At 63.5% G+C, this 12,163-nt stretch carries 7 protein-coding genes; 1 reads left to right on the top strand and 6 read right to left on the bottom strand.

The genetic code is table 11. From position 1 onward, the window contains the following. Positions 1-49 precede the first annotated feature (49 nt). From AKG11_RS18860 to otsB, 3 genes are all read right to left on the bottom strand, one after another. Positions 50-1,978, bottom strand: a complete 1,929-nt coding sequence (locus tag AKG11_RS18860; protein ID WP_050745034.1) for a methyl-accepting chemotaxis protein — start codon at positions 1,976-1,978, stop codon at positions 50-52. A gap of 444 nt (positions 1,979-2,422) precedes the next feature. Beyond that, positions 2,423-3,277 carry a LysR family transcriptional regulator gene (locus tag AKG11_RS18855; protein ID WP_050745033.1) on the bottom strand — a complete coding sequence of 285 codons (855 nt, stop codon included), beginning with the start codon at positions 3,275-3,277 and terminating at the stop codon, positions 2,423-2,425. Between the two features lie 310 nt (positions 3,278-3,587). Further along, positions 3,588-4,403, bottom strand: a complete 816-nt coding sequence (gene otsB / locus AKG11_RS18850; protein ID WP_050745032.1) for a trehalose-phosphatase — start codon at positions 4,401-4,403, stop codon at positions 3,588-3,590. Positions 4,404-4,515: 112 nt separating this feature from the next. On the opposite strand from otsB, the gene AKG11_RS18845 reads away from it, so the two are divergent. Next, entirely contained in the window at positions 4,516-5,595 is a 1,080-nt protein-coding gene (locus AKG11_RS18845; protein WP_050745031.1) for an ROK family protein, read from the top strand. 98 nt (positions 5,596-5,693) lie between these two features. Here AKG11_RS18845 and AKG11_RS18840 read toward each other — a convergent pair whose 3' ends face one another. The 3 genes from AKG11_RS18840 to AKG11_RS18830 all read right to left on the bottom strand — a co-directional run bounded on the left by AKG11_RS18840 (position 5,694) and on the right by AKG11_RS18830 (position 12,055). Beyond that, the gene (locus tag AKG11_RS18840) at positions 5,694-7,481 is read right to left on the bottom strand and encodes a diguanylate cyclase (protein ID WP_050745030.1); all 1,788 of its coding nucleotides are present in this window, start codon (positions 7,479-7,481) and stop codon (positions 5,694-5,696) included. Positions 7,482-7,615: 134 nt separating this feature from the next. Next, positions 7,616-8,761, bottom strand: a complete 1,146-nt coding sequence (locus tag AKG11_RS18835) for a calcium:cation antiporter (protein WP_050745029.1) — start codon at positions 8,759-8,761, stop codon at positions 7,616-7,618. A 159-nt stretch (positions 8,762-8,920) separates the two neighbouring features. Beyond that, a complete protein-coding gene (locus AKG11_RS18830; protein ID WP_050745028.1) occupies positions 8,921-12,055 on the bottom strand; it encodes a CHAT domain-containing protein in 3,135 nt (1,044 codons plus the stop codon). Positions 12,056-12,163: the final 108 nt, after the last annotated feature.

Here is a 12,163-nt window from a genome sequence, read left to right as displayed (position 1 = left end):
ACGAAGCCCGGGACCGGCATCCCTTTCGGGCTTGCCGGTCCCGGATATCTCAGAACTCCTGCCACTGATCGCCCTGTGGAGCATGGGCGAGGGCGGCAGAGCCGGAGAACGCACTTGCGACCTTGCGGGTCAGCGCCCGGACGGGAGAACTCCCGGAAGAGGGAACGACGGCAACCGGAGCATGCTCCCGCTCGTGCAGCTTGAACTGGGCCAACAGCTGAGAAAGAGCAGTGACATCGCTGGAGAGGCTGTGCGTTGCCGCCGTCGTCTGTTCAACCATGGCCGCATTCTGCTGCGTGCCCTGGTCCATGGAATTGACGGCCGTGTTGATTTCCGAAAGTCCGATCGACTGCTCACGCGCCGCCTCGACGATGGCGACGACATTGCGGTTGATTTCCTGTACCTCCGTCGCGATCGTGCCAAGCGCGGCACCCGTTTCGCGGACCTTCTGCACGCCAGCCTGCACCTGCTGGCTGGAAGCGCCAATGAGGTTCTTGATATCCTTGGCGGCCGCCGCCGAACGCTGGGCGAGTTCACGCACTTCCTGCGCGACCACTGCAAAGCCCTTGCCGGCTTCCCCGGCTCGGGCAGCCTCGACGCCGGCATTGAGCGCCAGGAGGTTCGTCTGGAAGGCGATCTCGTCGATCACGCTGATGATGTTGGTGATCTCGCCGGAGGATTTCTCGATCAGCTGCATCGCCTCGATCGCGTCGCGCACCACGATGGCGGAGCGCTCCGCCCCTTCCCGGGTGCGGGCCACGAGTGTGCCGGCCTCTTCCGCTCGACGGGCCGAATCCTTCACCGCGGTCGTGATTTCCTCCAGCGCGGCCGCCGTCTCCTCGACGGATGCGGCCTGCTGTTCAGTCCGGCGGGCGAGATCGTCCGCGCCCGAGCGCATCTCGTTTGCACCGGCATTGATGCTGCGGGTGCTTTCCTCGACCCGCTTCAAGGTGTTCTGCAGCTTGACCATCGAGTCGTTGAAGTTGGTGCGCAAGCCATCGAGATTGAGACCGAAGGGCTCGTGGGCGCGGTGGGTCAGATTGCCGTTGGACAGCTGTTCGAGGCCCGTGGCGAGCGCGTCCACGGCGGCCTGGATGGCGGCGGCCTCGCGTGCCTTCTGGGCCTCGCGCTCCAGCCGCTCGTTTTCCGAGAGGCTGCGGTTCGATGCCGCTTCCTGCTCAAGCCGGATGCGCTCGACGGCGTTGTCGCGGAACACCGCAACGGCGGCGGCCATCTGGCCGACTTCGTCCTTGCGGCCAAGTCCCGAAACCGGCGCTTCCGTTTCTCCGTCGGCAAGGCCCAGCATGCGCTGACGAAGGGCATCCACCGGCCGGGTAATGCCGTAGATGGTTATTGCGAGCGATGCGGCCAGTGCGGCCACCAGGACGAAACCGAGCGCTATGAGCGACGACTTGATCGTGAAATCCGTTCCATTCGCCAGGACTTCGGTCTGCGCATCGATGGATGCGGTGTTCTCATCGATGAATGTGCCGAGCATCTTGCGAAGCTCGATAATCGCGACGTCCTGCTGGGCGAGGATGGGGCGGGCCGCGTCATTCTCATTGCGCGAACCGAACTCAACGGCCTTGCTCAACTCTGCAAAAATCGCCTGAGCCTTGCCAATCATGCCATCAATAGCGGTCGCCGCTTCCGGCAGGCGCTGCTTGGCTGCCTCGAAGCGCTCGATCGCCTGCTTCGAACTGTCTGCAAAACTGCCGAGGAGTTGCTGCATTTCCGGTGCCTTCGCATCGTAAGCGAGGACCTTGTAGGCGACATAGGCCGCGGTGTGCACACTCGTATTGGCCCGCGACAGGAGCAGGGTCGCACGGTTGTCGCTCGAGACAAACGCGCTGTAACTCTCATCGGCGCGATGGTAACTCCAGGACAGGTAAGCAATGCTGGCAATGACGATCGCGCTTAGCGCGACGACTGGAACCAGCACTTTCGTTATGATCTTGGCATTCTGCAGAAAGGACATGAGTGCCTCGCGAGGATGGAAAAACGGTGGTGCAACCGCCTCATCCGCGCATCAACGAGCCGCCCGGCCCATCGCGGGCAGGCAACCAATGCCACATTGTTTTCGGGAAATGTGGAACTCCGACTGAGCAGATGGGGTAATCGACTAGGAAAAATATTACATCCATTTGTTAATTCGGGCTTAAACAGGAAATATTACTCGGAAAATACCATAGATTGCAAAAATTTAACTGTACATCTCATTGAACATTGAGTTTATCTCATTCACCTGAACCAAATTCACCGGTATAGAACAGCAATTTACTTCCTAAGATTGCATTATTATAAAAATACACGTATTCTGTCCGTTTCCACTACCAATGCGATCAAAGTCGACCTCATATTCCCGAAAAGAGGGAATGAAGGGTATCAACCGCGCCTCTACAGGGAATACAGAGTGGGGACGCTACCGGCGTGCAGTCTTGAGAACCCAGGAGCAAAACCCGTCGATCAGCGGCTCATGACGCCGGGCGTGTTTGATGTTCATGTAATAGGCCCGTCCCGAGGGCATGCGGTGGCGGGAGGCGAGCACGACCCGTCCCTTTTCCAGTGCCCGTTCCGCGAGAAAATCCGGAACCAGCGCGCTACCAACCCCGGCCATCGCCATTTCCAGCCCGAAGACATAGTGGCTGGAGCCGATGAACGTGGATCGATCCACGGGTGTCGGCCAGAGATTGCCGGCCGTGCGGGAAAAGGCCAGCCAGTCGTCTCCAAAGACCGCCTCCTCGACATCATGCGTGATGAGCTGACTTCCTCTCCCGTGCTCGGGGGAAACCGCGATCAGCGTCTCGTCAAACAGCTTGCAGGACCAGTAACCCGATTTCAGCGGAGTGGTCGAAAAGAACACGTCCGCGATGCGGTCGCTGAGATCCATGTCTTCCGCATCCATCTTGACCCGCAGATGGTTGCGCCAGCCGGCCTGTGCCGAGCCCTCCAGCCGCGGAATGAACCAGCCGAGCCCGAAGCAGCTGCACATGGTGACCCGCAGGAAGCGACTGGAAGCTGCAATACCGTTTCGGACGGAAGAATCGATCTCCGAGAAAGCATATTTCAGGCTTTCGGCGATCTGCCGCCCCCGATCGGTGAAGGCGATGCTGCGGCCCTGCTTGACGAAAAGCTCCTCGCCGATCTGCTCCCTGAGACTGCGCAGCTGATGGCTGATCGCACTCGAGGTTATGCCCAGCTCCCGTGCCGCGCCCGCCAGCGAGGCATGCCGGTAGACACATTCGAACACCTGCAACGACCGAATATTGTAGTGCATCCGCGAACCCGCTCTCCCCTCGCCCACCTAACGAAGGAGAAAACTATCCGGGATACGCCCTCCGACAATAGAGGAACAGAGCTTCACAGATGTTTTGCAGGATTTATTCCTTATTTATGAATATCTCACTCAACAGTTGAGTCGATATAACCACCCAGGCCGTGCCGGGATACCGATTTGCGCCCATAGCGTGCCAGATGAGCGGCATGCCTTGCTTCAAACGCAGCTGCCTGCCGACATCCTTCGCCGGAAGTTCGTCATCATCGTCCCCCGCCACATTCAGCCCGAAGCGCCCTTGCCTTCTGCACGGTCAGGAGGTGGCCGCCGCCTTGCGGTCCCTGCCTGCACCGGCAATGGTGGTCAGCGCCGAGCGGATGGCCGATGGCGACGATGCCTTTGCCAGCGCACAGGTGGCCGTGGCGAGCGAGCCGACGCGGATCGACTGGCCCCCACGGGCATTGGCAAGCGCGAACATGCTCTCATCCGTGAGATCGTCGCCGATCGCGATCGGCAGGCGCCCCGCAAAGGCAGGCTGTTCCAGGTAGCTGGCAACAGCTTCTCCCTTGTCGGCACGCGAAGGGCGGATCTCGAAGACCATCTTGCCGGGCTGCAGCACCCAGGCGCAACCCGCCTCCTCGGCAAAGTCGCGCATGATCCTCTCGAGCGCCGTGTCATAGGCCGGCGCAAGCCGGTAATGGGCCGCGACGGCAGCGCCCTTGTCCTCGATGAGCACGCCCTCCATCCACGCCGTCTGCTCGATGAGACGTTGCTTCAGCGCAGCGAAGGCCGGTGTCGCGGAGACGACCGACGTCGCTCCGTCCGCGCCTCTGAACTCCGCACCATGCAGGCCGGCGATGGGAAAGCGAAAGGGGGCAAACAATCCATCGGCGAAGGGAAGACTTCGCCCGGTAACCAGCGCCAGCGCGCCGCCAAGGCGGGCGGATACGGCATCAAGGTCCGCCGGCAGCGACAGGGGGACCTGAATGGCATCGGGTGTCGCGGCAAGGTCGAGCAGCGTCCCGTCAATATCGAGGAAAAGCGCCCAGCGCTCGGGCTCGTCGATGAGGCGGCGGACAAGATGACGGGCTGCGGCATCCGAAGGCCGCAATTTCTCCAGTTCGTTCATCGGCAAGCAAGTAGATCGCAACCGCCGCGAGGCAAGGGCTGACGCCGAAACGGCGACCGGAACAAGTCTTTCCCCGGCGCATTGTGCCTTCGCACCGGGCAGAGGAGCCGACATGAACAATCAGAAGAAGAAGCCGCGACCGATCGAAGAAAACAGCGCCCCCGTCGCTCATGGAGCCGATGACCTGCCGGTCGTCAGGGTGACGAGCTACAATCTCGAACTGCGCGACAAGGACGGCTTCATCGGCGACAAGGCCAACAAGGCCGCCTTCCGCAACACGATCGAGGCGTGGCGCAAACGGGTCCGCACCGGCGGCCCGGATCCGCTGGGCGACGTGCCGACGGACGGTCTTTCCAAGAAGGAGATCGACGCGCTGCTTGAAGAGGGAGAAACGGAGGCCGCTTCCCTGGTGCTGGCGGCAATCGACGACTTTGCGACGGAACTTGCCGGCATTCTTGCGCGCTATCTCAGGGAGGAGGCCTGGAAAGGCACGGAGCGGATCGTGGTCGGCGGCGGCTTCAAGGACAGCAAGGCGGGCCTCATGGCGATTGCCCGTGCCCAGATCCGGCTCAAGGCCGAGGGGCTGAAAGTCAATCTCGTGCCGATCGCGCATCATCCTGATGAAGCCGGGCTTATCGGCGCCGTGCACCTCATCCCTTCCTGGATGCTGAAGGGCCATGATGCGATCCTCGCCGTGGATATCGGCGGCACCAACATCCGGGCCGGCATCATCAAGCTCAATCTCGACGACCAGCCGGATTTCTCCAAGGCCAGGGTCTGGAAATCGGAACTGTGGCGGCACGCCGACGACGAACCCCGCCGCACCGCGACCATCGAATATCTCGTGCGGATGATCGAAGCGCTCATCGCCAAGGCGGCGAAGGCCAAGCTTGCCCTCGCGCCGGTCATCGGCATCGGCTGCCCCGGCATTATCGCCGCCGACGGGTCGATCGCGCGGGGTGGCCAGAACCTGCCGGGCGGCAATTGGGAGAGTACGCATTTCAATCTTCCAGAAGCCCTGCGCAAGGCAATCCCGGATATCGCCGGCCAGCCGACCTTCGTCATCATGCACAACGATGCCGTCGTGCAGGGCCTGTCGGCAGTACCACGAATGACGGATGTGGCGCGCTGGGCGGCCGTGACGATCGGTACCGGGCTCGGCAATGCCAGTTTTGCTCGCAAGGAAACCTGACGCCGTCCATGCGTGAATGCCGCGGCATCGCTGCAGACGCCATTATGGCTCGTCGGTCACATCGTCCAACACGGGAGCACCGCTTCGGGCGAGATCCCCTAGGCTGACCGCGCGACACCGCTTGCGGCGATCGTCCTGTCGCGGCCAGCGGCCTTCGCCGCCAGCAGCGCGGCATCGGCCCGTGTCACGAGTGTCTCGACCGAGCCGCCCTCGGGCGACGCCGCCACACCGATCGAGACGGAAACCTTTCCGAGGATATGACCCGCATGGGACAGCGCGACACTGCTGATCTTTTGCCGCAGCATCTCCGCAAGCTCGATACCCTGCTGTTCGCCGAGCGACGGCAGGAGGGTGGTGAACTCCTCTCCGCCGAAGCGAAAGGCATCGCCGACAGGCGCACAGGTATCGCGCAGCGTCTGCCCGACGAACTGCATGACGAGATCTCCCGCATCATGGCCGTACTGGTCGTTGAAGCGTTTGAAGTGGTCGATGTCGATCATCAGGCAGGCAAGTCGTTCGCCACCGTGCTTCCGGGCATGCCGATGCAGCGTTTCCTCCAGAAAGCGGCGGTTGAAGAGCCCGGTGAGCGGATCGCGGATCGCAAGCCTTGTCAGCTTCTCCCGCAACTGAAGGTTCGCGATCGCCAGGCCGACATTCTCGGCGATGAGTTCGAGATAGAGCCGCGGCCCCATCGCACCGAGAACCTCCCCACCCGGCTCCTCCAGATAGAGCAGCCCGATCATTTCACCCAATGCGGTCAGCGGAACGCAAAGGGCCGTCACACCGGGAGGGGCGACATGCTGGCAGGGAACGTCCGAGCCGCTGTCATTGCTGTGATGCGCCCGTCCACGGCGCAGCCCCCAGCATTCGGCGGCAGGAAATACCGCCGCCGAATGCTCAGGGTCGAGCCAGGCCCCCACGCGCATCAGGGAGGCATCTTCATCGCTGAGAATGTAGAGCCCGCCTGCAAGCCTGGGAAAGATCTGTGGCGCGAAGCGGACGATCACGTCCGTCAGCTCCTCCTGGTTCTGGCAGGCCTGCACGCGGTGCATCATCTGCAGGATCAGGTCCTTGGTATGCTGGTCCGCCCGCCGTTCGGCATCGAGCCTTTCCCGCTCGATCAGGTTCGTGCGGAAGACCTCGATGGCTTCGTTCATCTCGCCAATTTCATCCGCACGGCGGTCGATTGGAACCTCGACGCTGTAGTCCTGCCTGGCGAGCCGGCTCACGATCCCCGTCATTCGCCGCAGGGGCATTGCCACCCGTCGCCGCAGGACGAAATAGAGCACCGCGACGAACAGCGCGCCTGTCAAGGCCAGCATGATCTTGGCGACAAGGCTCCACCAATTGCTGCGCAAACGGGCGGCTTCGAGCTCGGATGCCGTCCGCGTCGCCGTCAGATCGCGAAAATGGGCGACCATCTGGAGCAGCTCTCCCTGGACCCGCTCGTGCTCCGGGCCGAACAGGGCCGTCTGGGCCGCCGCCTTGTCACCGCGCTGGAACGCCTCGACCGCCGCCGACTCGATCTTGTCCAGTGCCTCGGCATTCGCATCGACCGCCAGCAGGGCCTGCGCCTCGGCCGCCGTCAATGTCCGGGCGGCAAGCTTCGACGCCGCCGTCTCCCGCCGTCGCTCGGCCTGTTCTTCCGCATGAAACGCCTGCAGGTGGCGCTCCTCGCCACGCATCACATAAAGCCGCGCCTCGTCGCTCCTGACCTCCGCACCGAGCGCCAGTTCTTCGGCCAGCGTATCGAGCACGAGATGCTCCTCGGCCGCCGCGCGCTCCTGAAGCGCGCTGCGCGACGACATGATGAACGACGCACCGGACAGCGCCGTCAGGATGACGGTGATGCCGTAAGCCCAATTGGTGATTGTGGTTATCCGCATCCTCTTACAGTGTCAGGTGCTGCTTGAGCGAGGATTAAGGAAAGATAGCATTTATAGTAATCGGGCAGGCCAGTGGGCGGGGCCATTCCGCCGCACGGAAGGCCGAACGAGCGTCCGGCCTCCACGCTTCGGCGTCAGTTCGTGAACAGCAGCAGCGAGAACACGCCGAACAGGGTGAGGTGCATGAAGCCCTGCATGGCCGAGGTACGCTGGCCGAGATAGGTCAGCAGCGTCAGAACCAGCGTCAGGGCGAGGAGTACCGTTTCCGTCGGAGTGATGCCGAGCACGACGGTCTTGCCGGCGACTAGCCCCACGGTCAGCACCGCAGGCACGGTCAGGCCGACCGTCGAGACGAACGCCCCGAGGCACAGGTTGATCGCACGTTGGGTCTCGTTGTTGAACGCGGCCTTGACCGCCGTGATCGATTCCGGCGTGAACACGATGATGGCGATGAGCACTCCGCCGACCGCGACCGGCGCACCCGCGCTTGCCACGCCGTAGTCGATGACAACGGCAAGGTCATGGGCGAGAAGCACGATGGGCACCATCAGGGCGATGAGCAGCACCGCATGCACCATGTTCTGACGGCGGTCGGCGGCATCGCCGGGAGCAGGCTCGGCGGGAAGGCCCCGCGCCGGCGACAGACGGATGGAAAGCGCGCCCGCCTCCGGCTGCATGAAATAGCTGCGGTAGCGCCCCATCTGCAGCAGCAGGAATGCACCATAGAGCAGGACCGTGAACACCGAGAGAGCAATGGCCTGCGAGGGCCAGAAGGTTCCGTCGCCGGTGCTCAGCGTGTTAGGCAGAAGCAGGGCTGTTCCGACGAGCACGACGGTCATCGAGATGAAGGCCAGAGCCCCCTGCGCATTGTATTCCTGCTCACCATAGCGCAGCCCCCCGACGACGAGGCATATGCCGGTCACGAGGTTGAGGATGATCATCATGACGGCGAAGATGGAATCGCGGCCGATCGTCGGCGCCTCGTTCGGCCCCATCATCACGGCGGCGATCAGGATGACCTCGATGGAGACGATGGAGAGCGTCAGGATGAGCGTGCCGTAGGGCTCGCCGAGGCTGTGCGCCAATTCATCGGCCTCGCCGACGACACCGAAGGCAGCCATGAGGATTGTGGCAAACAGCACCAGAAAGCAGATGCCGGCCACGACCGGCGTCATGTCGGGCGAAAGCCAGGCCTTGCCACCGAGCTGGAAGGCGGCGACGACCAGCCAGGCCACGACGATCTTGAAAATGGTGTTCTTGGGAACGGAGAGGGAGGGCATTACCAGCGACCTTCTAAGGGGCCGTCCCCGATCGTGTCGTCACGGCCGGGTCGTCCCAGCCGAAGCCCTGCAGGCGCTGGCGACTGTTTACCGTTTCGCGCCGTCAGCGTCCATAGAAACTTGCGCATGGCACCCTCCCGGTATCGGCCGATCCCACGCTCAGTTTTCGAACAGCACGAAGGCGGCCCAGACAAGCGGGTCCTGCGCCGTGGGTATGCGGCCTTCGATGGCGTCGCGCCGGGTGCTGCGCAACGCTTCGGCATAGGCTTGCCCGTCCTTCAGGTGCTCGTAGAAGCGCACCATGAAATCGGCGGTGCCATCGTCGGCGACGGGCCAGAGCGTCAGCAGGGAGCGCCTGGCACCGGCGAGATTTGCCGCGGTCGGCAGGCCGCGCAGCCCCCCGACGAACGCCTCGTCGCCGCGCCCGGTTTCGCAGGCCGAGAGTACCAGCAGATCGAGGCCGGAGAGATCCCAGCCCATCAGTTCGAAGGCGTAGAGCCGCCCGTCCTTCTCGTCGCGACGCATGGCGCGCGTATCGCCCGACCGGGCGAGGATGACCTCGCTCTGCCACAGCGTATCGACATTGCTGGCACCGCCATTCTTCGCGCTGCCATAGGCGCCGTGCGTCGCCAGATGGGCGACGGTCGCCCCCGTCATGCGCTCGCGCAGTGCCGCCTCGCCAACAGCAGCTCCCGAAAGGGTCTCGATCCTCAAGCCCGGGCCGGACAGGACTTTGCCGATCGCCTCCACCTCGCGCAGCGTGCCCGGCAGCGGCATGGCACCCGCCTCCTCGCCCTTTGCGTAGTCGATGCCGCCCGCCAGCACGACCCGGCCCTCGGAGGGCAGCGCACGGTCCTCGACAGCCCGGTATAGCGCTTCCGGCTCGGTCAGCAGCCTGAGCGTGAAGCGCTCTTCGAGCAACCTGCCCGCAGGATCCTCGAGCAGGGAGAAGGGCAAGGCAAACAATTGTCCATCCGGCACGATGAAGACGGTCTTGGCACCGGCAATGTCGGCGTCGATCGGCGCGATCAGCCCGTCATGCAGCCGGGAAAAGGCGCGCTTGCTCGCCTGCACCAACAGCCCCCTGCCCTCCCCCGTGCTGCGATCGCGCGTCTGGAGCGCGGCCACCATATCCTCGCCGCCCACCAGCAATCTGCGCGGATCGCCGAGCCCCCGCAGGACCGGCGCCGCACCCTTGCGCCAGACGATGGCGTAAAGCCGCGCATCTGCGATCGGATCGGCGCTTTCACGGTCCACGCGCCACTTGCGGGTCGTGAAATACTGGACGAGCACCTGATCCCTGCCCAGGAGATCACCCGGGGTCGGCAACGGCTGGTTCAGAACCTTTTCTCGATCCAGCTGGTAGCGCGCAACGATACGCTCATGCAGCTGCTGCTCCAGCGCCTTGGTGTCGGAGAGATAGGCATAGGCGAGATCCTGCTCGACATCGGCGGCGAAGATTTCACGTGCAATGCGCGACAGGCGCGTGATGCGGTCAAGCAGGCGCACTGTCTCGGTATCCGAGCGATCAACCATGCGGGCAACTTTCAGCGCATTGTCCGCATCGGCAGTGGCGAGCGAGGGCCAGCGCCGGGCGGCATCGGCAAAGGCGGGTACGGCGGAGGTGTGCTGTTCGGCAAAGCGCGCATAATCGTAGAGCATGTCGTCCGCCATGGCGCGCACCGCCTCGCCGACCTCCCGACCGCCCGCCACGGAGACCTGCAAGTGCACCCAGCGCAGCATGTCCTGGTCGATAGCGGCGAATTCCTCCGCAGCCGTGGCGGGGTCCGTCGCGGCCTTCGCATTGGCAAGGGCGATGCGCCCGGCAACGGCGAGCGGGTGACCGGTGCTCATCTCGCCCCCGGCAATGCTGTAGGCCTGCTGCAGGTGCTTGATCTGCCGTTCCACGTTGCCTGCCTTGGCAAAATGATCCGCCAGCAAATTGGCCGCCTTCATGCTGAGGATCGCCGGATAGTTGGAATCGGTGACGAGCGCCTCGATACGCCCGAGCGCCGCCGCATCCATCGGTCGGGCGCCCGAGAGCAGATCGGTATAGGCAAGCCAGGCCTCCATGCCGGCAATCGTCACGGGATCGCCAAGCGCCTGCGATATCTCCAGGCACAGCGCGAAGTAGCGACGCGCCTCGGCATAATCGCCGAGATCGAGATAGTTCTGCGCGGTGTTGTTGGCACTCACCAGCGTGTTGAAATGGTTCTGGCCGTAGTGGCGGGTGCGGTTTTCCAGCACCTTCAGGTCGTATTCCAGCGCCCGGGAAGGCGAGCCCATGCCGCGCAGCATGTCGGCGAGATTGTTGGCGATGCGCCACGTGATGGTATCGTCGTCGCCAAGCGACTTCTGCGCGATTTCGTAGTTGCGCCGTTCGAGATCGATTGCCGTGCCATACTGCCCGACTTCCGACAGTGCGCTTGCCAGCTTGTCGGTTGCATGGATCAGCTCCGAGGATTCATGGCCGTAGAAACGCGCATAGAGATTGGTCGCCATGGAGTAGAGCGGCACGAAATGCTGTCCACTGTCGGGCACTGCGGTGCGGAACTCCGCATAGGCAAGGTAGAAGTCCGCAAGCTCCTTCACCTCGGCGCGGATGGCGGTTGTTTGCTCCGCCTCCCGGAAGAGCTCCGCTGCGTCGTCGTTGAGGCCGCTCGCCTGGAAGCTGCGTGCGGCCTGCGTATAGTGCCGCAACGTCACGGCATGCAGCTCCGTCCTCGCCGAAGCGGCCAGCGCAGCGCGCAGCCTTTTGCGGCCCTCCTCCAGGCGCTGGCTCTCCAGCAGGCTGTAGGCGGTGCGCACCCGGGCGTCGACGTCCTCCGCGCTGTCCCTGCCATGGGCCTTGCGAATCCGCTCTTCGTAGAGTTCCGCCAGCGCATCCTGCCGGTCCTTGTCGCCGAGCCGGCCTTTCGCGTCCATCAGAAGTTCAAGCAGGAGATTGGCCCGGGTTTCCTCCACCGGCTCGAGCGTTGCGAGCAGTTCCCCCATGCGCGGATAGTAGTCGGCATCGACGCGCGCCGCATCGCCCATGCGCATCGCATAATCGGCCGCCGAGACCGCATAGCTTGCGGCAAGCCAGGTCTCTCCCTCCGTTTTGAACTGGGCGCTCGCCGCCTCCGCCTTGCGGCGCGCGCCCTTCAGGTCGCCGCCCTCCGCAAGCGCCTTCATCTCCGCCGCGATGACGTCCGACCGCGCGATGGCCGCCTGCGTCGGGGCCTTTGCAGAAGCCGGCATGGCGAGGAAGATGAAAAGGACGAGGGAGAGAACGATACGGAGGGAAAGCTGCATGAGGACACTTCTTGACGATATCGAACGGCTTTGCCGGTCGCGGGCGCGACCCAGATAAGACGATCAACATAACCGGCTTATTTCAAATTCAAGACCGGAATGGATCTC

The organism is Shinella sp. SUS2 (genome assembly GCF_001262505.1).
Taxonomy (GTDB): Bacteria; Pseudomonadota; Alphaproteobacteria; order Rhizobiales; family Rhizobiaceae; genus Shinella.
The sequence above is the reverse complement of the archived record's forward strand: the minus strand, read 5'-3'. Positions and strand labels throughout refer to the sequence as shown.

Bases quoted from the DNA above. Each gene is read 5' to 3' on its own strand.
- AKG11_RS18845 (WP_050745031.1), top strand. From the start codon at position 4,516: ATGAACAATCAGAAGAAGAAGCCGCGACCGATCGAAGAAAACAGCGCC.
- AKG11_RS18830 (WP_050745028.1), bottom strand. From the start codon at position 12,055: ATGCAGCTTTCCCTCCGTATCGTTCTCTCCCTCGTCCTTTTCATCTTC.
- AKG11_RS18855 (WP_050745033.1), bottom strand. From the start codon at position 3,277: ATGCACTACAATATTCGGTCGTTGCAGGTGTTCGAATGTGTCTACCGG.
- AKG11_RS18835 (WP_050745029.1), bottom strand. From the start codon at position 8,761: ATGCCCTCCCTCTCCGTTCCCAAGAACACCATTTTCAAGATCGTCGTG.
- AKG11_RS18840 (WP_050745030.1), bottom strand. From the start codon at position 7,481: ATGCGGATAACCACAATCACCAATTGGGCTTACGGCATCACCGTCATC.
- otsB (WP_050745032.1), bottom strand. From the start codon at position 4,403: ATGAACGAACTGGAGAAATTGCGGCCTTCGGATGCCGCAGCCCGTCAT.
- AKG11_RS18860 (WP_050745034.1), bottom strand. From the start codon at position 1,978: ATGTCCTTTCTGCAGAATGCCAAGATCATAACGAAAGTGCTGGTTCCA.